16 protein-coding genes and 11 pseudogenes are annotated in these 23,129 nt (G+C 66.5%); 10 read left to right on the forward strand and 17 right to left on the reverse strand.

The genetic code is table 11. The features are described from left to right. Window positions 1-423, reverse strand: a pseudogene (locus tag FQ389_RS14810) (protein translocase subunit SecD); the annotation flags it as partial. A 155-nt stretch (window positions 424-578) separates the two neighbouring features. After that, window positions 579-859, reverse strand: a pseudogene (gene yajC, locus FQ389_RS14815) (preprotein translocase subunit YajC). Window positions 860-1,009: 150 nt separating this feature from the next. Between yajC and FQ389_RS14820 the strand changes: the two are divergent. From FQ389_RS14820 to FQ389_RS14825, 3 genes and pseudogenes are all read left to right on the forward strand, one after another. Then, window positions 1,010-1,808, forward strand: a pseudogene (locus FQ389_RS14820) (aminotransferase class III-fold pyridoxal phosphate-dependent enzyme). A 178-nt stretch (window positions 1,809-1,986) separates the two neighbouring features. Next, entirely contained in the window at window positions 1,987-2,364 is a 378-nt protein-coding gene (locus FQ389_RS22710; RefSeq protein ID WP_407662904.1) for a hypothetical protein, read from the forward strand. A 20-nt stretch (window positions 2,365-2,384) separates the two neighbouring features. Then, window positions 2,385-4,903: pseudogene (locus FQ389_RS14825) on the forward strand (SDR family oxidoreductase); the annotation flags it as partial. A gap of 121 nt (window positions 4,904-5,024) precedes the next feature. On the opposite strand, the pseudogene FQ389_RS14830 reads toward FQ389_RS14825, so the two are convergent. Next, window positions 5,025-5,735 (reverse strand): annotated as a pseudogene (locus tag FQ389_RS14830) (hypothetical protein). 121 nt (window positions 5,736-5,856) lie between these two features. Continuing rightward, window positions 5,857-6,216: pseudogene (locus FQ389_RS14835) on the reverse strand (DUF1304 domain-containing protein); the annotation flags it as partial. 197 nt (window positions 6,217-6,413) lie between these two features. Between FQ389_RS14835 and FQ389_RS22715 the strand changes: the two are divergent. Then, a complete protein-coding gene (locus tag FQ389_RS22715; RefSeq protein WP_407662906.1) occupies window positions 6,414-6,956 on the forward strand; it encodes an alpha/beta hydrolase in 543 nt (180 codons plus the stop codon). 246 nt (window positions 6,957-7,202) lie between these two features. Here FQ389_RS22715 and ruvB read toward each other — a convergent pair whose 3' ends face one another. Genes ruvB through ruvC form a run of 3 tightly spaced genes read right to left on the reverse strand, consistent with a single transcriptional unit; the run spans window position 7,203 to window position 9,440 of the window. Beyond that, window positions 7,203-8,252, reverse strand: coding sequence for a Holliday junction branch migration DNA helicase RuvB (ruvB, locus tag FQ389_RS14845; protein WP_144208991.1), 1,050 nt, complete (start codon window positions 8,250-8,252; stop codon window positions 7,203-7,205). Then, window positions 8,249-8,863 (reverse strand): Holliday junction branch migration protein RuvA, encoded by a 615-nt coding sequence (ruvA, locus tag FQ389_RS14850; protein ID WP_144208994.1) that lies wholly within the window; start codon window positions 8,861-8,863, stop codon window positions 8,249-8,251. The genes ruvB and ruvA overlap by 4 nt, the downstream gene beginning before the upstream one ends. Continuing rightward, window positions 8,841-9,440, reverse strand: a complete 600-nt coding sequence (ruvC, locus tag FQ389_RS14855; RefSeq protein WP_144208997.1) for a crossover junction endodeoxyribonuclease RuvC — start codon at window positions 9,438-9,440, stop codon at window positions 8,841-8,843. The genes ruvA and ruvC overlap by 23 nt, the downstream gene beginning before the upstream one ends. Before the next feature lie 160 nt (window positions 9,441-9,600). On the opposite strand from ruvC, the pseudogene FQ389_RS14860 reads away from it, so the two are divergent. Together FQ389_RS14860 and FQ389_RS14865 are read left to right on the forward strand one after the other, a co-directional pair. Continuing rightward, window positions 9,601-10,054, forward strand: a pseudogene (locus tag FQ389_RS14860) (DUF4178 domain-containing protein); the annotation flags it as partial. A gap of 32 nt (window positions 10,055-10,086) precedes the next feature. Beyond that, window positions 10,087-10,209: pseudogene (locus FQ389_RS14865) on the forward strand (hypothetical protein); the annotation flags it as partial. On the opposite strand, the gene FQ389_RS14870 reads toward FQ389_RS14865, so the two are convergent. The 4 genes and pseudogenes from FQ389_RS14870 to pdxS form a co-directional block, all read right to left on the reverse strand. Continuing rightward, window positions 10,210-10,965, reverse strand: a complete 756-nt coding sequence (locus FQ389_RS14870; RefSeq protein WP_144209000.1) for a YebC/PmpR family DNA-binding transcriptional regulator — start codon at window positions 10,963-10,965, stop codon at window positions 10,210-10,212. Window positions 10,966-11,274: 309 nt separating this feature from the next. Then, entirely contained in the window at window positions 11,275-11,871 is a 597-nt protein-coding gene (gene pdxT / locus FQ389_RS14875; RefSeq protein ID WP_144209003.1) for a pyridoxal 5'-phosphate synthase glutaminase subunit PdxT, read from the reverse strand. Between the two features lie 40 nt (window positions 11,872-11,911). Further along, window positions 11,912-12,398 (reverse strand): annotated as a pseudogene (locus tag FQ389_RS14880) (acyl-CoA thioesterase domain-containing protein); the annotation flags it as partial. Window positions 12,399-12,407: 9 nt separating this feature from the next. Beyond that, window positions 12,408-13,319 carry a pyridoxal 5'-phosphate synthase lyase subunit PdxS gene (pdxS, locus tag FQ389_RS14885; protein WP_144209006.1) on the reverse strand — a complete coding sequence of 304 codons (912 nt, stop codon included), beginning with the start codon at window positions 13,317-13,319 and terminating at the stop codon, window positions 12,408-12,410. 412 nt (window positions 13,320-13,731) lie between these two features. Here pdxS and FQ389_RS20555 point away from each other — a divergent pair, with 412 nt between their 5' ends. The 4 genes and pseudogenes from FQ389_RS20555 to FQ389_RS22725 form a co-directional block, all read left to right on the forward strand. Further along, window positions 13,732-13,824: a PPE domain-containing protein gene (locus tag FQ389_RS20555; RefSeq protein ID WP_456085329.1), complete on the forward strand. Its 93-nt coding sequence runs from the start codon at window positions 13,732-13,734 to the stop codon at window positions 13,822-13,824. Window positions 13,825-13,882: 58 nt separating this feature from the next. After that, window positions 13,883-14,737 carry a PPE family protein gene (locus FQ389_RS20560; RefSeq protein WP_260860811.1) on the forward strand — a complete coding sequence of 285 codons (855 nt, stop codon included), beginning with the start codon at window positions 13,883-13,885 and terminating at the stop codon, window positions 14,735-14,737. Between the two features lie 16 nt (window positions 14,738-14,753). Next, window positions 14,754-16,089, forward strand: a pseudogene (locus FQ389_RS22720) (PE-PPE domain-containing protein). A gap of 41 nt (window positions 16,090-16,130) precedes the next feature. Beyond that, a pseudogene (locus FQ389_RS22725) lies at window positions 16,131-16,472 on the forward strand (PE-PPE domain-containing protein); the annotation flags it as partial. Between the two features lie 210 nt (window positions 16,473-16,682). Here the strand turns inward: FQ389_RS22725 and FQ389_RS14910 are convergent. The 6 genes from FQ389_RS14910 to thrS are packed head-to-tail and all read right to left on the reverse strand — an operon-like array spanning window position 16,683 to window position 23,112. Continuing rightward, a complete protein-coding gene (locus FQ389_RS14910) occupies window positions 16,683-17,720 on the reverse strand; it encodes an NUDIX hydrolase (RefSeq protein WP_144209017.1) in 1,038 nt (345 codons plus the stop codon). Then, window positions 17,720-18,844 (reverse strand): glycosyltransferase family 4 protein, encoded by a 1,125-nt coding sequence (locus FQ389_RS14915; protein WP_144209020.1) that lies wholly within the window; start codon window positions 18,842-18,844, stop codon window positions 17,720-17,722. The genes FQ389_RS14910 and FQ389_RS14915 overlap by 1 nt, the downstream gene beginning before the upstream one ends. Next, window positions 18,844-19,806: a phosphatidylinositol mannoside acyltransferase gene (locus tag FQ389_RS14920; protein ID WP_144209023.1), complete on the reverse strand. Its 963-nt coding sequence runs from the start codon at window positions 19,804-19,806 to the stop codon at window positions 18,844-18,846. Before FQ389_RS14920 ends, FQ389_RS14915 begins: the two co-directional genes overlap by 1 nt. After that, entirely contained in the window at window positions 19,803-20,468 is a 666-nt protein-coding gene (gene pgsA, locus FQ389_RS14925; RefSeq protein WP_144209026.1) for a phosphatidylinositol phosphate synthase, read from the reverse strand. Before pgsA ends, FQ389_RS14920 begins: the two co-directional genes overlap by 4 nt. 15 nt (window positions 20,469-20,483) lie before the next feature. Continuing rightward, a complete protein-coding gene (locus FQ389_RS14930; protein WP_144209029.1) occupies window positions 20,484-21,065 on the reverse strand; it encodes an HIT family protein in 582 nt (193 codons plus the stop codon). Next, window positions 21,058-23,112, reverse strand: coding sequence for a threonine--tRNA ligase (gene thrS, locus FQ389_RS14935; protein WP_144209032.1), 2,055 nt, complete (start codon window positions 23,110-23,112; stop codon window positions 21,058-21,060). Before thrS ends, FQ389_RS14930 begins: the two co-directional genes overlap by 8 nt. Window positions 23,113-23,129: the final 17 nt, after the last annotated feature.

Raw genomic sequence — 23,129 nt, forward strand, 5'->3', positions numbered from 1 at the left:
GGGCTGGCCGGCGGGTGGGGGCGGCTTGGGTTCGGCGGCCTGCGCCGGCTCGGAGTTGAGCACCGGCCGGATGTACAGCCGCGCGGTCTGTCCGAGGTTGCGGGCCTCGTTTCCGTCATTGCCGGGAACGGTGATGACCAGGTTGTCCCCGTCGACCACGACCTCCGAACCCGACACGCCGAGTCCGTTGACCCGGGCGCTGATGATCTGCTGCGCTTGCGCCAGCGCCTCGCGGGTGGGCCGCGACCCGTCGGGAGTACGGGCGGTCAGCGTGACTCGGGTGCCGCCCTGCAAATCGATGCCGAGCTTCGGGGCCGCGCGCTTGTCGCCGGTCAAGAACACCACAAGGTAGGCCCCGACCAGAAGCAACAGGAAAACCGACAGGTAGCGGGCAGGGTGCACCGGCGCCGAAGACGATGCCACTTCCTTATATCTCCTCGAGAATCGGTCGTTTAACCCTCGACGAAGCCTACGTGTCCGCATCGCGCAAACCCTTCAGCGGACCGGGGTGATCATCGATATTTCGTCAGTCGGCTCGGGTGGCCGGACCAGGATCGTCGGATTCTTCCAGGCTTTCCTCATACATCGTCGGCGTTTTCCGGCAGGATCCGGTCGCGAATGCCCAGCTTCATCCAGGTGGTCACGACGCCCGGGGCGATCTCGAAGTCGACGCTGTCGTCGGTGAAGGAGACGACGGTGGCCTGCAGGCCCAACGTCGTGTGGAGACGGTCCCCCGGGCTGCAGCGACTCGTGCAGGTCGATGGTGGCCTGCATGGCGCGCTTCTGGCGACGCGATACCACATACCATGAAGCCGCCCATGATGAGCAGGAACGGCAGGAACAAAACCAAACTCTCCATCGAGCACGCCTGTCTTTACATATTGGCATATTGGTGTTGCTAGTTGTCCCGACAATCGGTGCCAAACCGACCGGGAGGTCACGCACGCGCGTGACGGGTGTCCAGGCTTTCAGCACGACGCGACACGCGCGTTGCCGGGAGGAGGACGTCGTGGGCGGCCTCGAGCAAACCCGCCAGCTGGTTACCGAAATTCCCGGTCCCCGCTCGCTGGAACTGACCAAACGCCGCACGCGGCGGTCTCCCACGGCGTGGGGATCACCATGCCGGTGTTCGCGGTGCGGGCGGGGCGGCGTCGAGAATTCGATCAAGATCGCGCGTGCGTACACGCGTAAGCCCGCGGTCGTCGCGTTCGACCACGCTTACCACGGCCGCACCAACATGACGATGGCCCTCACCGCCAAGGTCCATGCCCTACAAGAGCGCCTTCGATCCGTTCGCGCCGGAGATCTACCGGGCACCGCTGTCCTATCCGTATAGGGACGGCCTACTGGACAAGGAGCTGGCCACCGACGGCGAGTTGGCCGCGGTGCGCACCATCACGTTCATCGAAAAGCAGGTCGGCGCGAAGAACCCCGCCGCCGTCATCATCGAGCCCATCCAGGGCGAGGGCGGGTTCATCGTCCCGGCCGAGGGCTTCCTGCCGGCGCTGCTGGACTGGTACCGTCGCAATGACGTGGTGTTAATCGCCGACGAGGTGCAGACCGGGTTCGCGCGCACCGGGGCGATGTTCGCCTGCGAGCACGAGGGGATTGAGCCCGACCTGATCTGCACGCGCCGAACCCGACGGCGCTGGCCGACAAACTGGCCACCACTGCGCATGCCGCCGGCGTGATCCTGTTGACGTGCGGCATGTTTGGCAACATTGTTCGGTTGCTACCGCCTGTCGATCAGTGACGAGCTGCTGGCGGAGGGCCTGGACATCGTTGCCGGGATTCTGGCCGACCTCTGAGCCGGTGATCGGTCAGTACCCTCGATGCTGATGAAGCACGCCACTATTCCCAGGCCTCGTGGGGGATGTCACAACCTTGACCGGGCGTGCACCGCTGAAGAATACCTTTAGTTTAACTAACGTTCTATTAATCAGCGCAGCGCAGCGCGGATAAACCTCTCAGCAGCAAGGAGCGGTCATGTCTACTATCCCCGAGGAACAGCGCGCCCGTAGAGTCTCACCGCCAAGACCCCAGTTCGCTACCGCCCGGCCGGATTCGGCGGTCGTCGAGGCCCTCGAGCAGCCCGGACTGCGGCTGCCGCAGATCATCGACATCGTGCTCGAGGGTTACGCCGACCGCCCGGCCCTGGGACAGCGAGCCCTCCACTTCGTCAAGGACCCGAAGACCGGCCGCACGATGCCCGAGGTGCTCTCCCGCTTCGAGACAATGACCTACCGCGAGCTCGGTGAGCGTGTCGACGCGCTGACCCGCACCCTGGCCGACGACCCGGTCCACACCGGCGACCGCGTCGCCGTACTGGCTTCAACAGCGTCAACTTCACCGTCCTTGACCTAGCACTGGCCAAGCTCGGTACGGTGGGCGTACCGCTGCAGACCAGTTCGGCAACCGCGCAGCTGCAGACGATCGTGGTCGAGACGGAGCCGGCCGTGGTCGAGACGGAGCCGGCCGTGGTCGAGACGGAGCCGGCCGTGGTCGCCGCGAGCGTCAACCAGCTGCCGACGGCCCTCGAGCTGATCCGGACCCGACACGTCCCGGCCAAGCTCGTGGTCTTCGACTTCCACGCCGAGGTCGACGACGACCGCGACGCCCTGGAGGCCGCACGGACCGGGTTGGCCGACGCCGGCGTGGAGGTCCAGACGCTGAGCGACCTCGTCGAGCGCGACAAGAGCCTGCCCGCACGCCCGGTCGCTCAGCCGGACTCCGAGGACGCGCTGGGCCTGCTCATCTATACCCCCAGCAGCACCGGCGCCCCTAAGGGGGCGACGTACCCGCAAAGCAACATGGGCAAGACGTGGTGCCGGTCGAGCAAGAACTGGCTGGGTGAGAGCGCCGCGTCGACGCTGGCGGCAGCGAGGCCGAGGTTCGCGACGAGATCCGGCAGTACCGGCTGGGCGGCCGGTTCATCGTCGCGATGACGGGCTCTGCACCCACCTCCCCGGAGCTGACGGCCTGGGTCGAGTCGATGCTCGAGATGCACCTGTTGGACGGCTACGGATCGACCGAGGCCGGCATGGTCATGCTGGACGGCCAGGTGAGCCGGCCCCCCGGTGATCGACTACAAGCTGATCGACTTGCCGGATCTGGGCTACTTCGCCACCGACCGGCCGTATCCGCGCGGTGAACTACTGCTCAAGACGCAGAACATGTTCCCCGGCTACTACAAGCGGCCCGAAGTCATCGCTAGCGCCCTGGACGCCGACGGCTGATACCACACCGGCGACGTCGTCGCCGAGGTGGCGCCGGACAAGCTGGTCTACGTCGACCGTCGCAACAACGTGCTCAAGCTGGCGCAAAGCGAGTTCGTCACCCTCGCCAAGCTGGAGCGATGTTCGGCAACAGCCCGCTGGTGCGGCAGAGCTACGTCTACGGCAACAGTGCCCACCCGTACCTGCTGGCGGTCGTCGTGCCGACCGAGGAAGCGTTGGCGTACAACGATGTTGAGAGGTTGAAGCCGCTTGATCGCCGACTCGCTGCAGACCGTGGCGAAGGAGGCGGGCCTGCAGTCCTCTGAGGTACCGCGCGACATCCTCATCGAGCCAACGCCTTTCACGACGGAGAACGGTCTGCTGACCGGCATACGCAAACTGGCCTGGCTGAAGCTCAAGCAGCTACGGTGAGCGGCTGGAACAGCTCTACATCGATCTGGCCCAAGGCCAGGCCAACGAGCTGTCCGAGCTGCGCCGCAGCGGCGCGGACGCCTCGGTGCTGCAGACCGTCAGCCGGGCCGCCGCGGCCCTGTTGGGCGGCGGCGCCGCCGACATCTCCTCTGCCGCGCACTTCACCGATCTCGGTGGAGACTCGTTGTCGGCGTTGACCTTCGGCAACCTGTTGCACGAGATCTTCGACGTCGACGTCCCGGTAGGTGTGATCGTCAGCCCGGCCAACGACCTGGCGGGCATCGCCAAGTACATCGACGCCCAGCGGCACGGCAGCAAGCGGCCCACCTTCGCTTCGGTGCACGGGCGCGACGCCGACGTGGTAGACGCAAGTGACCTCACGCTGGACAAGTTCATCGACGCCGCGACCCTGGCGGCCGCGCCGAAGCTGCCCGCCCCGAGCGGCGAGGTGCGCACCGTCCTGCTCACCGGCGCGACGGGCTTCCTGGGCCGCTAACTAGCTCTGGAATGGCTCGAGCGGATGGACCTGGTCGACGGCAAGGTGATCCGCCCTAATTCGTGCCAAGAACGACACCGCTGACCGAGCCCCACCTCGACGACACCTTAGACAGCGGCGACCCGGAGCTGCTCGAGCACTACCGTGCGCTGGCCGCCGACCACCTCGAGGTGCTGGCCGGTGCCAAGGGCGAGGAAGACCTCGGCCTGGACCGGCAGACCTGGCAGCGACTCGCCGACACCGTCGACCTGATCGTCGACCGACACCACCTACTCCGGTCAGCTCAACGTGTCGGACATGTTCACACGGATGATCCTGAGCCTGGTGGAGACCGGCATCGTGCCCGGCTCGTTCTACGAGCTCGACGCCGAGGGTGGCCGGCAACGCGCCCACTACGACGGGCTGCCGGTGGAATTCATCGCTGAATCGATCTCGACGCTGGGTGCCTCGACGCTGGGTGCGCAGACGTTCGACGGGTTCCGCACCCTGCACCTGATGAACCCGTACGACGACGGCATCGGCATGGACGAGTTCGTCGACTGGCTCATCGACCCGGCGGTGGCCGGCTGCGCTATCCAGCGCGTCGACGACTACGCAGACTGGCTGCACCGGTTCGAGAGCGAGCCTGCGGGCGCTGCCCGAAAAGCCCCGAAAAGCAGCGCAACGCATCGCTGCTGCCGCTGCTGCACAGCTACCAGGAGCCGGAATGGCTGGTCCGTGGATCGATAGCCCGACCGACAGGTTCCGGGCGGCCGTCCAGGAAGCCAAAATCGGTCCCGACAAGGACATTCCGCACATGACGCCGCAGATGCTCGTCAAGTACGTGAGCGACCTGAAACTGCTCGGAATGCTCTGAGCTCTGCGAAAAGACCGGTGCTTCCTCAACTCTGCGGATGCGGCCAACGCATATATGAGACCCGCCCTGCCCGGGCGCGGCGTCGGCGCGATGCCGGCGGAACCCGCCGGCTTGCTGGTCGTCGGCCGTCTCGACCCGCGGGGCGGTCAGCGCGTCCGGCTGCACCTCGCGGTGTGGCTCCTCGAGACCCAACATGTAGGCGGGCTCGTCCGCGGCCGGCACCGTCGCCGACCGCACCTTCGCCAGCGCCTCGATATCGCTGGCCAGCCGCACCACCCCCAGGCGGGCCAGTGCGATGCCGGCGACAAAGACGATCAGAGCTCCCAGACCGTAGAAGCAGGAGATCTCCAGTGCGGCCCGCTTGTGGTCGGTCGCGGCGATCGGATCCCCGGCTGATCCGATCCCCCAGCGTCGGCACCAGGTCTCTGCCGATGACGAAACCAGGCGCCGGCCAGCACCGCCAGCCAGCCGCCCACGATCGCGGTGACCCGGTTCCCCGAGAAGATCAGCAGGGCCCGCCCAACGCGGTCAGGCCGCCCGGCACCACCTCCAGCCAGCCGCGGGCCGTGTTCCAGGCCCAGTCTCGGTCAGGCGTGTACGCGAAATCGAAGTGCGGACCGACGAACGGTATCAACGCACCCCATGCCTCCAGGACGATCAGCACCAACCCGCACACCGCACCGCGGGAGCGTGGCATCCACAACCTGTCTGGATGGCCGTCTTGTGCATTCTTCATGGTTTCTCCATCTTTTGCGCCGGGCTACTTCAGCAGGGCGTGGGTACCCTGCCGTGAACGCTTGTACCCCGCGTGCCCCCGGCGCTACGTACCCAGGCCCAGAACGAGCAGCACAACTGAAAACTGAAATAACAACCGGGAAGAGTCCATGTGTCGCCGCGGCCCGGGCTTTGTCCCGCGCCGACTACAGCAGCACCAGCGCGGCGGCAACCATTGAGCCGACGCCGGCGAAGACGAGCGCGGCGCCCACCGGACGGTATCCCAGTGCGAGCGCGGTGATCCCGACACCGGTCACGATCGCCAGGAAGAGGTTGTAGAAACCCTTGTTAAACGCGAGCAGCCGGGTGGTCTCGGCCTCCTCGGGGGTCGTTCCGAAGGTGGCCCGGGTGCGTGGGGACGTCCAGGTCAGCGACTCCATCGTGAAGATGTAGACGTGCAGCAGTGCCGCCAGCGCGGCGAAAACCAATCCTGCGGTGATCACGGCGCTCCTCGCTGGTCACGGCGAGATACCCCGCCGGTCTCGGACTACCGGGTGTGACCCTAGACGCCCGCGTGGTGATGGCGGCGGAAGACGCCCTCCACCGGCGCGTCCGCCGAACGTGGCGTTGAGGCGGTTGCCGCGGCGAGTAATGGCAGGAATCCAGCAAACGTGCCCGCGGGCAGGTGTCATTCTTTGAAATGTCCAATGCCAGGCACGTGGTTCTGATTCATGGAAATTGGAGCCGTGGGGAACAGTTGGCCGCAGCCCGCGCCGCATTCGAAAAGCGCGGTTTCACTGCCCATACCCCGAAGCTGTGTTATCACGAGCTCTCGATCCATGAGGGTGCGAAGAAGATTGCCTCACTAAGTCTTCGGGACTACACCCACGACCTCGTGGCATTCGTGAATTCGCTCGATTCGCCGCCACTTTTAGTTGGCCACTCAATGGGCGGCTTACTGGCACAGCTGGTCGCGGCACGCACACCCCACATCGGATTGGTGGCAGCATGCCCGGCTCCCGCGTCGGGGATCACTGGTTCTTCGACCCAGCAAACCGGCGCATGTCCCGCCCGTATTTCTTACGCCTACGCCCCTGGGCCAAGCCGGTGCATCCCCCGACGTTCGAATGGTTTCGGCACTGGGTCGCCAACACGCAGACCGAGGACACTGCACGCGCAATTCATGAGGGTTTGGTCTGCGATTCTGGGCGTGCGCAGTGCGAAATGCTCCTGGCGATGTTAAAGCTGTCCAATGCCACCGTTGTCAACGCTGCAGCGGTGAACACTCACGTGTTGGTGATGAGGGGCCAGTGCGACCGCATCGTGTCGACAGAGGTATTGCGCCAGACGGCAGCTCAGTATCGGCACGCGGAGATCGTGCAGATGTAGGATCGGACCACATGGTGTTTCCGGAGCCTCTTCTACCGATCAGCATGGGCCACATCGATAACTGGTTGATCAAGAACCGGCGGCACAACTGCCACTACAGCTAGTCGAACAGCCCGGGCTGCGAAACCTCAGCCGGCGGTGTCATCCCGAAGTGCGTCCAGGCCAGCGCTGTGGCCACCCGGCCGCGCGGGGTGCGCGCGACCATGCCCGCGCGCACCAGGAACGGCTCGCACACCTCCTCAACGGTGGTCGCTTCCTCCCCGACCGCGACCGCGAGCGTCGAAATCCCGACAGGACCGCCGCCGAAATTTCGGGTCAGCGCGGAGAGCACGGCGCGGTCCAGCCGGTCGAGGCCGAGTTCGTCGACGTCGTAGACCTCCAGCGCCTGCTTGGCGACATCGCGGGTGATCACACCGTCAGCGCGGACCTCGGCGTAGTCGCGGACTCGGCGCAGCAGGCGGTTGGCGATGCGCGGTGTGCCCCGCGACCGCCGCGCGATCTCGGCGCCGGCTTCGGCGCCCAGTTCGATGCCCAGGATGCCGGCGGAGCGGGCCAGCACCCGCTCCAGATCGGCGGGCTCGTAGAAGTCCATGTGCGCGGTGAAGCCGAACCGGTCCCGCAGCGGTCCGGTCAGCGCACCCGACCGGGTGGTCGCGCCGACCAGCGTGAACGGCGCCACCTCCAGCGGAATCGACGTCGCCCCGGGCCCTTTGCCCACCACCACGTCAACCCGGAAGTCCTCCATCGCGAGATACAGCATCTCCTCGGCGGGTCGGGCAATGCGATGGATCTCGTCGATGAACAGGACGTCGTGCTCGACCAGGTTGGATAGCATGGCGGCCAGGTCGCCAGCGCGCTCCAGCGCCGGCCCCGAGGTCACCCGCAGCGAAGACCCCAGTTCGGTGGCGATGATCATGGCCAGCGAGGTCTTGCCCAGCCCCGGCGGGCCGGACAGCAGGATGTGATCCGGCGTGCCGCCGCGGTTCTTGGCTCCCTCGATGACCAGTTGCAGCTGTTCGCGGACTCGTGCCTGACCGATGAACCTCCGCAGCGACCTGGGCCGCAGGCTGACGTCGATGTCACCCTCGCCGATGGTGAGCGCCGGCGAGACGTCACGGTCGGCATATTCGGCCTGGGAGTTTTCGGTCATGTGAACTTACCCAGCAGCGACAGCGCGGCCCGCAAAGCACCGGAAGTCGTTGCCTGCTCGCCGTTTTCGCGGCTGGCGGCCAGCACACTGTCGGTGGCCTCCTCAGCTTGTTTGGCCGCGAAGCCCAGTCCGACGAGGGCCTCAACGACGGGTCCGCGCACTGCGTGGCCGTTACGGCCCGCGCCCGCGGGTGTGGCCGTGGGCGCGCCCACCGGTGCGATCTTGTCACGCAACTCCAGCACCATGCGCTCGGCGCCTCGCTTGCCGATGCCGGGCACCCGAGTCAGCGCGGCGACGTCGCCGTCGGCCAGCACCTGACACAGTGTCGCCGCGTCGTGCACAGCCAGCGTCGCCATCGCCAGCCGCGGCCCCACCCCGGACACCGTCAGCAACGTGTGGAACAGGTCCCGAGTCTGGACGTCGGGGAAGCCGTACAGTGTTATCGAGTCCTCGCGCACGATCATCGCGGTGATCAGCCGGGCCTCGCTCCCCTGCCGCAGCGTCGCTAGCGTCGAGGGTGTCGCGTTCACCCGGTAGCCGACGCCGGCAGCCTCGATCACCGCGTGATCGAGCGCCACCTCCAGCACCTCACCGCGAACCGAGGAGATCATCGTCGCGCCCCGCCTGGGCGGCCTTGGCTTGGGCGACCAGCTTGGCACGGTAGGACCGGAGCTGCTGCGCGGCCAGCGCTTCGGCCGCGGCCATACGGACCAGCATCGGCGCCCGCCAGCAATGGCAGATGGCCAGGGCCAGCGCGTCGGCGGCGTCGGCCGGGGTCGGTTTGGCTTGCAAGGTAAGGAATCTGGTGACCATCTCGGTGACCTGTGCTTTGTCGGCGGCGCCGTTGCCGGTGACCGCCGCCTTGACCTCGCTGGGGGTATGGAAGTGCACGTCGATGCCGCGTCTGGCGGCCGCCAGCGCGACTACGCCACCGGCCTGCGCGGTGTCCATCACGGTGGACACATTGTGCTGGGAGAACACCCGCTCGATCGCGATCACGTCGGGCCGGTGCGTGTCCAGCCAGTACTCGACGGCGTCGCTAATGGCCAGCAGTCGTTGCGGCAGCGTGTCATCCGACGAGGTGCGGACCACGTCGACGTCCAGCGCCACAACGCTGCGCCCACGGCCGCTCTCGACCACGGACAGCCCGCACCGGGTCAGCCCAGGGTCGACGCCCATCACACGCATGCTGCCACTCCCACTTTCTCGCTCACGGCGTCCTGAACAGCTGTTCGATAGCGTAACGGCCGGGTCCGACCGCGCCGGACAGGACACGCCTCCGGCCCCACAAAAGCTGTTAATTTAATCCCACGTTTGCTCCGCCGACGCGGCGCAGGAAGAGTCTGCCATGGGAACGTTTCTCGAGGTGTTGGCCGCGGTGCTGTTCATCGCGTCGATCGTGGTCCTCATGATCGCGTCGCGGCGCTTTTCCAAACCTCAGCGCGGGGGCGCACCGACCCGATGACCTTCGACGCGATGCCGCAATTCGGGCCCTGGCAACTGGGCCCGGGCGCCGTCGTCAGCTATGGCGGCATCGATTAACGTGGTGCGCGGGTCGGTGACGTTCCGCCAGGGACCGTTCGTGTGGTGGGAGCACCTGTTGGAGGGCGGCGACCTGCCGACCTGGTTCGCCGTCGAGTACGACGATGGCCGGCTCGGGCTGGTCATGTGGGTCACCCGCAAGGACCTGACATTGCGGTCCGGCGACCCGTATGTGGTAGACGGCATCACGTTTCGAGAAACCGAACGCGGCAAGGCCCTCCTACACCACCCGTGGTCAAGCCGTTGCTGCGGCACGCGGGCATCGCGGTCGAGGCGCTGCTGGGCGTGATCCCTCAACCCGCGGGTGCTGCAGGCCGCGACGGTGTTCTCTGACGACATCGCGCCGCGTGCACTGGAACCGTCAACGCTGGACAACCCGCGCATCGTCGACGACATGCGTCACGGGTACGACTGATCAGTCCTCGTCGAGGGTGGCCAGGACCTCGTCGGACAGGTCGACATTGGTCCAGACGTTCTGCACGTCGTCGCTGTCCTCCAGGGCGTCGACCAGATTGAACACCTTGCGCGCGCCGTCGACGTCGACCGGCACACTGACCGAGGGTTGGAAGCTGGCCTCCGCCGACTCGTAGTCGATCCCGGCCTGCTGCAGCGCGGTGCGCACCGCGACCAGGTCGGTCGGCTCGGAGATGATCTCGAAGCTGTCGCCGAGGTCGTTGATGTTCTCGGCGCCGGCGTCCAAGACGGCGGCCAGCACGTCGTCTTCGCTCAGGCCGTTCTTCTCCAGCGTAACGACGCCCTTGCGGCTGAACAGATAGGACACCGAACCCGGGTCAGCCATGGTGCCGCCGTTACGGGTCACCGCCACCCGCACCTCGCCGGCCGCGCGGTTGCGGTTGTCGGTTAGACACTCGATCAGCACCGCGACGCCGTTGGGCCCGTAACCCTCGTACATGATCGTCTGGTAGTCGGCCCCACAGGCTTCCTCGCCGGCACCGCGCTTGCGGGCGCGCTCGATGTTGTCGTTGGGCACCGAGGTCTTCTTCGCCTTCTGGATGGCGTCGTACAGCGTCGGATTGCCCGCCGGGTCGCCGCCGCCGGTGCGGGCCGCGACCTCGATGTTCTTGATCAGCCGAGCGAACTCCTTGCCGCGGCGCGAGTCCTTGACGGCCTTCTGGTGCTTGGTGGTGGCCCACTTGGAATGGCCGCTCATCTGTGTCTTCTACCTCTTCTGTTACGTCGCCGACGAGTCTACGTGGAGTGTCGGTCGCCGACTGTGGGCCCTAGGTAGACAAACCGCCCCGAATTCGGCATAGGCCCCACACTCGCGCCGCCGCCCCCGTTTCGGATCCGACGATTGCGGAGGTCCTCAGGGTCGTGAGTCAACCGAAGGAACCCGAGGACGCGACGCAGTCGACCGAGGAGCAGCGCGAGGTGCAGGAGAAACTGGAGCACCAGCATAAGGACCCGCAAGGGCCGGGTTTAGGCCAGTCCGACCGCAACGTCGCCTACGAAGGCAGCGTTAACCTCGTCCCCGGACGATGTCGACGAACAGCCGGTGGATGCGGCGATCCCCGGTCATCTCCGGGTGAAACGCCGTCGCCAGCATCGGCCCCTGCCGTACCGCGACGGCGTGTCCGGCCGCGGTCGCCAGTACCTGCACGCCCGCGCCGACACGCTCGACCCACGGCGCGCGGATGAACACCGCGCGCACCGGGCCGTCCAGGCCCGCGAACTCGACATCACCCTCGAACGAATCGACCTGACGCCCAAACGCGTTGCGCCGCACGGTCATATCGATGGCACGCAGCGGCAGCGCCTGTTGTCCGTTGGTACCGTCGTCGAGGATCTTAGTGGACAGCATGATCATCCCCGCGCAGGCGCCGTAGGCCGGCAGCCCGTCGGCCAGCCGGGCCCGCAGCGGTTCGAGCAGGTCGAGGTCGAGAAGCAGATGGCTGATCGTGGTGGACTCGCCGCCCGGGATCACCAGCCCGTCGATGACCTCGATCTCGCTGCGCCGGCGCACCGGCATCGACTCGGCTCCCGCGTCGCGCAGCGCTGCCAGATGCTCCCGGGTGTCGCCCTGCAGCGCCAACACGCCGATCCGCGGCCGGCTCACTTGCGGAATCCCCGCGGGAAGCAGGTCAGCCCCTCCTGCATGACCGCCGCCCGGACAACAACTCCAGCCGCTCGCGGGGAACGATGCGTACGTCCCATTCCTCGAACTGCTTGAAGCCGGCGTCGTCGAAGGCCTTGATCGAATCCAGCCCCGGCAGACCGTCGGGCGGTGGCGCGGAAGGCATCCGATCCTGGTGGTGAATGCCTTCCTGGTCGGTCTGAAACGACGCGCCCATGCTGAAGACGATTTCGCCGTGCTGGATCGCGTTGACCCGGCGGGTGGCGAACGAGCCACCGTCGCGGGTGCGTTCGACAATGAAGACTGTCGGCTCCTGGGCGTCCCCGGGCCGCAGGAAGTAGCCGTGCAACGAGTGCACCTTATAGCGCGGGTCCACGGTGCGCACCGCCGACACCAGCGACGTGCCCGCCGAAGGTGCGCTGCAGGAAACCGGACGCCGGGCTGAACACGCTGCCGCGGTAGATGTTTACCTCGAGTTGCTCGAGATCAAGGATCTCTTCGATAGCCACGGGCGGTGTTTACCAGCCGCGCTCGGCCAGGCGGTGCGGCTGCGCGATCTGCTCGACGTTGATGCCGACCATCGCCTCGCCCAGGCCGCGGGAGACCTTGGCCAGCACGTCGGGGTCGTCGTAGAACGTGGTGGCCTTGACGATCGCGGCCGCGCGCGTCGCGGGGTCGCCCGACTTGAAGATGCCGGAGCCGACGAACACCCCCTCGGCGCCGAGCTGCATCATCATCGCCGCGTCGGCCGGGGTCGCGATGCCGCCGGCGGTGAACAGCGTCACCGGCAGCTTGCCGGCCCGGGCCACTTCGACGACGAGGTCGTAGGGCGCCTGAAATTCCTTTGCGGCAACGTACAATTCGTCTTCCGACAGGGAGGCGAGCCGACGGATCTCGCCGCCGATGGCCCGCATGTGGGTGGTGGCGTTTGACACGTCACCGGTGCCGGCTTCACCCTTGGATCGGATCATCGCCGCGCCCTCATTGATGCGCCGCAGCGCCTCGCCCAGGTTGGTCGCCCCGCACACGAACGGCACGGTGAACTTCCACTTGTCGATGTGGTGGGTGTAGTCGGCGGGTGTGAGCACCTCGGACTCGTCAATGTAATCCACGCCGAGGCTCTGCAGGATCTGCGCCTCGACGAAATGCCCGATGCGCGCCTTGGCCATCACCGGGATGGTCACCGCCGAGATGATGCCCTCGATCATGTCGGGGTCACTCATCCGCGACACCCCGCCCTGGGCGCGGATGTCGGCGGGCACCCGCTCCAGCGCCATCACCGCGACGGCGCCGGCGCCCTCGGCGATTCGGGCCTGCTCGGGGGTGACGACGTCCATGATGACGCCGCCCTTGAGCATCTCGGCCATGCCACGCTTGACGCGGGCCGTCCCCGTCTGGTTGGCCTGGCTCGACTGTGTGCCGCTGTTCACTAGCTCTTCTCTCCTCGAACTGTCGAGCTTCCACTCTAGTGGTGAACACAAATCAGTTCCTCCGACCTTTATGTGTGGTTTCTATGGGCGCTGCCGTTCATTTGAGATCGCAATGAGCCGTTAGACGTGCGTCACGCGCAGTAAACAGGCGCCCGTATAATGTTAAAAATTCGGACGGAATCTGCCGCAAGCGGACGGAATCTGCCGCAAGCGGACGGAATCTGCCGCAAGCGGACGGAATCTGCCGCAAGCCATCGCTCTGCTTTGCCGGGCATCCACGTCAAGGCGCCGCTACTCGGCCACTTCGACTGTGACGCTTGGCGTTTGGATACCTGCGCGAGCAGGATAGTCAAGAAGGGAGTGTGCGTTGCTGAATTACGGACTGTTGCCGCCAGAAATAAATTCCGCACGCATGTATGCGGGTCCACGCTCGGGAGCGATGCGCACGGCCGCAACGGCCTGGGACACGGTGGCCGCCGAGCTGGGTTCGATGGCGAGTTCTTGACCATTAGACGGTGTCTTCGCTCACCAGCGGGCCCTGACGAGGCCCTACTTCGAGAGCGATGGCGACCGCAGCCGCTCCTTACGTGCAATGGCTGACTGCGACGTCGGCACGAGCGGCGCAAGTGGCCACCCAGACACGACTTTCGGCTGACGCCTTCGAAACGGCGTTTGCAGCCACGGTGCCGCCCGAAATCGTCGCGTCCAACCGCGCCATGTTGATGAGTTTGATTGCGACCAATATCTTGGGCCAAAACACCACCACGATCGCGGCGACCGAGGCCGAGTACGCGCAGATGTGGGCTCAAGACGTGGCGGCGATGGCGGGCTACGACGCCAGCACCGCGGCGGCCAGTGCCGCACAAACACCGTTCGGCGAACCACCGCTGACCTTAATGAACCTGCCCACCGCACGATTCGTTTCCGTCGGTGAGCAGTTGCTCGAAGCGATGGTGCAGGCGCTGACGGGTCAACTGATGGACCCTATGACGCAACTGCAGATGCTTTCGACGCCGGTCCAATTCGCGATGGAACCCATGAACACGCTGATCGGCCACGTCATGTCCGACGCCAACTCGTTGCCGAGCACAACTGAAAGCCTTTCGGCGATGGATCCGGCTCTGGCGTTCGACGTCGTCCCCGACGCGAGTGGCTGGAGTGCGACGCAGCCGGGTGTCCAGGTTATAAAAGCAAGCGCGGGCCGGGCGGGCTTGATTGGGTCATTGACCGTTCCGGCAAGCTGGATCAACACCGTGTCGGAGGGGCCCGAAATTTCCCCGGTGGCAACGATGTCCACCGCCACCGTAAGTCCTGTTTCAGAGAGCGCGGCGACAACGCCGCCTTCGCTCTCCATCAATATGCCCGGGCGCCTCGGCGGACCGGCAAGGGTTCGACGTTCCGACCCGCGATTGACCTGACTTTGAGGCCCATCCAATGACATTCGTTGTCACGGACCCCGAGGCGATTGGGACGGCGGCCAAGGAGCTGAAACAGGTCGGTTCGACGCTGGAAGCGACGAACGCCGCTGCTGCGACCTCGACGACGGGAGTGCAACCACCGGCGACGAACTCAGTATCGGCGCGAACGGCCGCACGCCTGGTCGCACAGGCAAAGCAGTACCAAGCGGTCAGCGCGCAAGCGAAGTTGTTTCATGACCAGTTTGTGAACACCCTGGTCATCGCCAAGGACTCCTATACAGACACCGAGGTCGGCAACACCGCCGCCTTGCAGGCGGGATCGGCGCAGGACAAAGTTACGTTGATCATGGGCGGCACTGGGAACCCGAAACCGACGGCCGCTTACATGGCCTCAGTTCAACGGGCGCTTCTGCACCGGTACTCGGGCTACAGGCTCGTGAGTTTACACACCCCGCAAGAGCTCTGGCCGATTACTGGCCTACACGCCGAACCTTCAGTAGATCGGTCGCTGAGGGTTTGGCAAGCATTGAATAATGCAATTCTGATGCACACGGCCGCCGGCCACAAGGTTATCGTCATGGGGTATTCGCAGAGAGCAACCATCGCCAGCTTGCAAATGCGCTATCTGGAGGCCCTGCCGGCCGCCCTGCGGCCGAGTACAAACCTATTGAACTTCGTTTTGGCGGCGAATCCGAATAACCCGGTGGGCGGCGTTTCTGACACATATGGTCCCGGGGTTCGGAGAATTTCGCTTTGCCACGCCGCTGACGACGTCTTATGCGACGTCGATCTTCACGCTGCAATACGACGCGATCGCCGACTTTCCGCGTAGCCCGCTGTGGCTTCCGACTGGCGCAAACTCGCTGTTCAGCCTGCTTAAGGCACACCACATGGCCGCTTATGTCGCTGCAGCAGAAGCCACCACTGCGGTCCAAATCCAGATCGGCAACGTCACCTTGCACTTCATCCCGAACTTGCAATTGCCGGTACTAGACCCGCTTCGAATGTACGTCCCCCATCCTTGGGAATCCCGCAGCCGACCTACTTCAACCATTTCTAAAGCCGATCGTCGACCTGGGCCATATCGGGGCTGCTCCCGAGTCCGCTCCAGGTCACGGGAGCTATGGCCAGGGGGCGCAGTTGGGATCACGAATTCGCTGACGACGGTAGTGCCGACGGTGTTCTACGACGTACCCCGCACCCGGCCGCGTCGGATTGTCTCCAACCGGCGTGGCAAGCCGGGCTCTAATTCAGCAAACGAATTGCAGCGCGGGTCAGCCGGCCAAGGCAGTGACGGAAGACGAGCCGGCACGGATATCGGCAGGCGCCCTCTGATCCGGGTCTGTTTCTAACCGGGCTTCTCACAAGCTCTGGAAAACGTTTCGGCCCCAACATGCTGAACTTCATGATGCTCGCCGATCCGAACAATCCGGTGACCGGCGGCATCCTGACCCGCTGCATCCGGGAGCGTTCACCGGATTTCACGTGCCGACGGCCGTGGGACACCATCTACACGACCGCTATTTACGGCATCCAGTACGACCCTGTCGCCCAGTTCCCCGCGGGCATTTTCAACATCGCGGCGGACTTCAACGCCGTTTTCGCCCTTCCGCTGCACACCCAAACTCCGTTACTGACCGCGGCGCAACTTGCCGGCGCGATCCAACAGCAGATCGGCAACACCACCTACTTCATCGTTCCCACCTTGAATTTGCCGCTGCTAGATCCGGTGCGGATGATCCCCATCTTGGGAATCCGTTGGCCGACTTGCTCCAACCGTTCCTGCAGCCGTTGGTCGAGTTCGGCTACGCCACCGGGCTGCCCGGGCCGCTGCAGTCCATCGGCTCGCTGGCCGTCGCCAGCGCAGGCCCGGGTATCTCGGTCCCGCTGTCAGTGGGACTGCCGCCCGTGGGCGCCCTGCCCGTTACGTTCTGTCGAACGAGCTCTAGTTCACGTCACGAATGGACTGCAGCTGCGGTTGCCGGCCCGTTGTGGCGTTGTCCGCCAACCTGATTGCGTTGGCCAGCAGTTCGGCCAGCTGACGCGGGTACACGGTCTGGCCGGCGGCCGCCAGCGCGACAATGTCATTCGCGTCGCACCAGCGGTGGCCGTGGATGTAGCCGCGTTCCAGATCGCTGCGGCCGGCGGCGGAGGGGTCGAAGCGCCGGGTGCGGCACACGAAGAAGAACTCCTCGCTGTCGATCAGCGCGCCGTTAAACTCGAAGACCTCGTCGCGGCGCCAGATCGGCCCGACCATGTCGGCCGGTGCGACCCGTAAACCGGTCTCCTCGGCCAACTCCCGCACCGCGGCCTCAACCAGCCGCTCCCCCGGACCGACCTCGCCGCCGACCGTGATCCACCACTTCGGCGCGTCCTGGATCGCCGGGTCGGAGCCGCACAGCAACAGCACGGCTCCGCCGTGGTCGAGCAGCACGATCCGGGCCGAAGTGCGGTGTCTGGGCACACCGCGGCCCGAGTCGGCCAGCGCCTGGGGTCGCTCGACGATCTCGAAATAACTTGGTAGGGTGGCCGTTCCGCCGAGCCGCAGGGCACGCACCGGGCGGCGCTCGGCCAGGGCCAGGGTGTCGCGGACGGCGTCGTTGTGGAAACGGCGGGCCAGCAGCAGCCGGGCCTCGGCGTCGGCCAACTCGGCTATCAGGCCGGCCGGCACCGACGCCGGGTCGACCATCGCCAGCGCCGCCGACAGCTCGTTTTCGGCGTTCTCCCGTGCGTGCCGGGCCGCCCGCTCGGCGGCGTCGGCCAGCGCCGACAGCCGGCTGCCGTCGGCCGAACCGTGGTAGGCGTCTATGGCGACCGCGCGGGCCACCACCGCGCGGCGCGCCAGCGCGCCGTCGACGGCCTGCCAGGACAGGTCGTAGCGGACGTTGAGGCGGTTCAGCCGGTTGGCTGTCCGGATGGCCCAGATACCGATCAGCGCTAGCACCGCGACCAGCACGACGAGGAGGGCGACCACCCAGACCATCAGCTGGCCACCTGGACCTTGGCGCCGGACCCGACGACCGTCTCGTAGACCCGCATGATCTGGCTGGCCACCACGGACCAGTCGTACCGGGCGACCGCCGCGGACCCGGCAGCCACGTAGCGTGCGCGCAGCGCGTCGTCTTCCAGCATCTCGATCAGCCCGCCGGCCAGCGCGGCGGCGTCGCCGACCGGCACCAGGCGGCCCGCCTCGCCGTCGCACAGCACGCGACGGAACGCGTCCAGGTCGCTGGCGACCACGGGGGTGCCGGCGGCCATCGCCTCCACCAAGACGATGCCGAAGCTTTCCCCGCCGATGTTGGGAGCGCAGTAGACGTCGGCGCTGTGCATCGCTGACGCCTTCCCGGCATCGTCGACCAGCCCGAGGAACCGCATGCGCTGTGCCAATTCGCCTGCCTGAGAACGTAATTCGTCCTCATCGCCGTGACCGACGATCAGGACCTGCAGGTAGGGAAAGTGTTCCACCACCCGCGGCAGCGCCTCGAGCAGCACCGCCATGCCCTTGCGCGGCTCGTCGTAACGCCCCAGAAACAGCACCGTCTTCCCCGGCCGCGGGTAGCCGTCCATTCGCGGCGCGCCGGCCAGTGCAGTGACGTCGACGCCGTTGGGAATCTCCACCGCGTCGGACCCGAGTGCCTCCATCTGCCAGCGCCGGGCCAGATCGGAGACCGCGATGCGGCCGATAATCTTCTCGTGCCAAGGCCGCAGCACGCCCTGGAACACCGACAGCGTCAGCGATTTGGTGGTCGAGGTGTGAAACGTCGCCACGATGGGTCCCTCGGCGACCCGCAACGCCCACATGGACAGGCTGGGGGCATTGGGTTCGTGCAGGTGCAGCACGTCGAATTCGCCCTGCAGCAGCCACTTTCGGACCCGGCCGTGCACCGCTGGACTGAATTGCAGCCGCGCCACCGAACCGTTGTAGGGAATCGGGATGGCCTTGCCCGCGGAGACGACGTAGTCGGGCAGGCTGACGTGCGGCGACGCCGGCGCCAGCACGCTGACCTCGTGGCCGCGGGCGCGCATCACCTCCGCCAGCTGCAGGACATGCGACTGCACCCCGCCCGGCACGTCGAACGAGTACGGACAGACCATCCCGATCCGCATCAGGCCTTCTCCAACCGGGCGCGTCGGTCGTCGGACAGGTCGGCCAGCCATTGCGGCTGCAGCATGTGCCAGTCTTCGGGGTGGGCGGCGATGTTGCGGGCGAACTGATCGACCAGCGTCTGGGTGATCGCGGCGACGTCGCCGCCGGAGCAGTCCAGGGCGGGAAAGATCCGGACGCGCCACCCGTCGGGTTCGTTCCAGCAGTGCGCGGGCAGCAGCGCCGCCCCAGTTGCGATCGCGAGCTTGGCCGGCCCAGCCGGCATCCGGGTGGGCTCGCCGAAGAAGTCGACCTGCACACCGGTGCGGGTGAGATCGCGCTCGGCCATCAGGCAGACCGCCCGGTTGGCGCGCAGCCGCTCGCACAACACCTCGAAGGGCGGCCGGTCTCCGCCTGACAGCGGCAACACTTCGAAGCCGAGGCTTTCCCGGTAGGCGATGAAACGCCGGTACAGCGACTCAGGTTTGAGACGCTCGGCGACCGTGGTAAAGGTACCGCGCGTCTGGGCTAGCCACACCCCCGCCATGTCCCAGTTGCCGCTGTGCGGCAACGCCAGCACGGCGCCCCGCCCGTCGGCCAGGGCCGCGTCGAGAACGTCGGCGCCCTCGAAGGTCTCGTCGATCCGACGGGCCAGCACCCGGTGGTCCATCGACGGCAACCGGAACGCCTCGCGCCAGTAGCGGGCGTAGGACGCCAGCGAGTCGCGCATCAGGCTGTCCGGCACTCGCGCCGACGGTACGCCGAGCACCCGGGCCAGGTTCTTGCGCAGTTGATCGGGGCCGCCGCCGCGCGCGGCGTAGCGTGCGCCGGCGTCGAACACGTTGCGCGCGGCGAACTCCGGCACCGTACGCACCGCCATCCAACAGGCGGCGTACGCCCAGTCGGTTGCGGTCGTGGTCACCAGGCGGCCGGCCCTCCGGCCTGGCGCCGCAAGCGGTTTCAGTCCGGCCGGTGTGGCGATCACGGCTTACCCATTCCTTCGCTGCCCGGACAGGGCGGCAGCGTGTCGCGCGCCCCGGCCGAGGTCCGCACCGTGTGCAGCCGCTGGAAACAGGTGACCACGCTGGCCGCCGCCAGCAGCCACATCGCCACGGTCAGCGCGGGTGGCCAGGCTATGCCCGGAAAGTCCGAGATTCCCGCGCCAACCAGCACGATGATCAGCCGTTCCGGACGCTCGATCAGCCCGCCGTCGCCGCGCAGTCCGCTGGCGTCGGCTCGGGCCTTGATGTAGGAGATCACCTGGGAGGTCACCAGACAGATCAGCGTCGCGACGGTCAGCGGTTCGTCGTGCAGACCGAAGACGATCCACCACAGCAGCCCGCCGAACACCGCGCCGTCGCTGATGCGGTCACAGGTGGCGTCGAGCACCGCGCCGAATCGGGTGCCGCCGCCGCGTTCGCGGGCCATCGCCCCGTCGGCCATGTCGAACAGCACGAAGAACCACACCACGCAGGTGCCGACGAACAAATGGCCCGTCGGGAACAGCGTCACCGCCCCCGCCACCGTCGCGACGGTGCCCAGAATGGTGACGGCGTCGGGCGTCAGCCCCAGCCACAGCAGCGCCCTGGCCGTCGGGGTGGTGAGCCGGGCGAACGCGGCCCGGGACAGAAAGGGCGCCTTACTCATCGTTGGTGCCGCGACTCACGGATGTTTGGCCCATTCGGTGGCCAGCACCTCGCGGGTGTCGCGCAGCAACTGCGGGATCACCTTCGAGCCGCCGACGATGGTGATGAAGTTCGCGTCACCGCCCCACCGCGGCACCACGTGCACGTGCAGGTGTTCGGCCAGCGACCCGCCCGCCGACGCCCCCAGGTTCAGGCCGACGTTGAAGCCGTGCGGTCGCGACACGTTCTTGATGACGCGAATCGCCCTCTGGATGAACGACATCAGCTCCGCGCTCTCCGCCTCGGTCAGGTCCTCGAGTTCCGACACCCGCCGATACGGCACCACCATCAGGTGCCCGGGGTTGTACGGGTAGAGGTTTAGCACGGCGTAGACGAGCTCGCCGCGGGCTACCACCAGGCCGTCCTCGTCCGGCAGTTGCGGAATGTCAGTGAACGGCTGCTCGGTCTTGCCCGACGAATTGGGGTCGCGCTTCATCGGGGCTTCGGCCAGATACGTCATCCGGTACGGCGTCCACAACCGCTGCAGGTGGTCGCGTTCACCGACGCCGGTGTCCAGGATGGTGCCGTCATCGCGGTCGACGCCGCCCTGCTCAGCCACCGCTGGCCACCTCAACCAGTTCTGCTGTCGGAGCGGTGTTTTCACGGTCCGCGATCCACTGCACGATGGCCTCGATCGCCGCGTCGACGGGTACGCCGTTGATCTGGGTGCGGTCGCCGAACCGGAAGCTGATCGCCCCGGCCTTGACGTCGCGGTCCCCGGCCAGCAGCATGAACGGCACCCGCTGGGCGGTGTGGTTGACGATCTTCTTGGCCATCCGGTCGTAGCTGGCGTCCACCTCGACCCGAACTCCACGCGATTTCAGTTGCGCCGCAATCTGTTCCAGATAGGAAACGTGTTCGTCGGCGACCGGGATGCCGACCACCTGCACCGGCGCCAGCCACGCCGGGAATGCGCCCGCGTAGTGCTCGGTGAGGATGCCAAAGAACCGCTCGATCGACCCGAACAGCGCACGGTGGATGAGCACCGGCCGCTGCCGCGACCCGTCGGGCGCGGTGTACTCCAGCTCGAACCGGTCCGGCATGTTGAAGTCGAGCTGGATCGTCGACATCTGCCAACTGCGCCCCAACGCGTCCTTGACCTGGACCGAGATTTTCGGGCCGTAGAACGCCGCGCCACCGGGGTCGGGGACAAAGTGCAGCCCGGACGCCTCGGCGACATCCCGCAGCACTTCTGTTGCCTCGTCCCATATTTCGTCGGAGCCCGTGTACTTCTCCGGGTCCTTGGTGGACAGCTCCAGGTAGAAGTCGTTGAGCCCGTAGTCGGCCAGCAGGTCGAGCACGAACCGCAGCAGCGAGGTCAGCTCGTCGCGCATCTGTTCGCGCGTGCAGTAGATGTGGGCGTCATCCTGGGTCATGCCGCGCACCCGGGTGAGCCCATGCACGACGCCGGACTTCTCGTAGCGGTACACGCTGCCGAACTCGAAGAGCCGCAACGGGAGTTCGTGATACGAACGGCCACGTGACCGGTAGATCAGGTGGTGCATCGGGCAGTTCATCGGCTTTAGGTAGTAGTCCTGCCCGGGCTTGCGCACCGTGCCGTCGGCGTTGAACTCCGCATCGAGATGCATGGGCGGGTACATGCCGTCGGCGTACCACTCCAGGTGACCCGACGTGATGTACAGCTGTTCTTTGGTGATGTGCGGGGTGTTGACGAACTCGTAGCCGGCCTCGATGTGCTTGCGCCGCGAATACTCCTTCAGCTCCCGACGGATGATACCGCCCTTGGGGTGGAAAACCGCGAGGCCGGAACCGATTTCGTCGGGGAAGCTGAACAGGTCGAGCTCGACTCCCAGCTTGCGGTGGTCGCGGCGCTGGGCCTCCTCGAGCAGTTCCAGATGCTTGTCGAGTACCTCCTGCGACTCCCAGGCGGTGCCGTAGATGCGCTGCAGGCTGGCGTTGTTCTGGTCCCCCCGCCAGTAGGCGGCCGAGCTGCGGGTCAGCTTGAACGCCGGGATGTGCCTGGTGGTCGGGATGTGCGGGCCGCGGCACAGGTCGCCCCAAACCCGTTCCCTGGTACGGGGATTGAGGTTGTCGTAGGCGGTGAGCTCGTCACCACCCACCTCCATCACGTCCGGGTCGCCGGACTTGTCGTCTACGAGTTCGAGCTTGTAGGGCTCGTCGGCCAGTTCGGCCCGCGCGGCGTCTTTGGACGGATAGACCCGCCGGTCGAACAGCTGCCCGTCCTTGACGATCTGCCGCATCCGCTTTTCCAGCTTCATCACGTCTTCCGGGGTGAACGGCTCGGCCACGTCGAAGTCGTAGTAGAACCCATCGGTGATCGGCGGCCCGATCCCCAGTTTGGCGTGCGGGAACAGATCCTGCACAGCCTGGGCCAGCACGTGCGCGGCGGAGTGCCGGATGACGCTGCGGCCCTCGTCAGTGTTGGCGGCGATCGGGACGCCCTCGGTGTCGACGGCGGGCGCCCACCTCAGATCGCGCAGCTGGCCGTCGGCGTCGCGCACCCCCACGATCGCGTCCGGCGTCCCCCGCCGCGGCAGCCCCGCCTCCGCGACCGCGGCGGCCGCCGTAATCCCGGCAGGAACCCGGATCGGGGCTGCTGGGGTTGGCTGCGGGGCGGGGCTCATCGGGTCAGTCTCCAAAG

This window comes from Mycobacterium tilburgii (assembly GCF_902168065.1).
Classification (GTDB): domain Bacteria; phylum Actinomycetota; class Actinomycetes; order Mycobacteriales; family Mycobacteriaceae; genus Mycobacterium; species Mycobacterium tilburgii.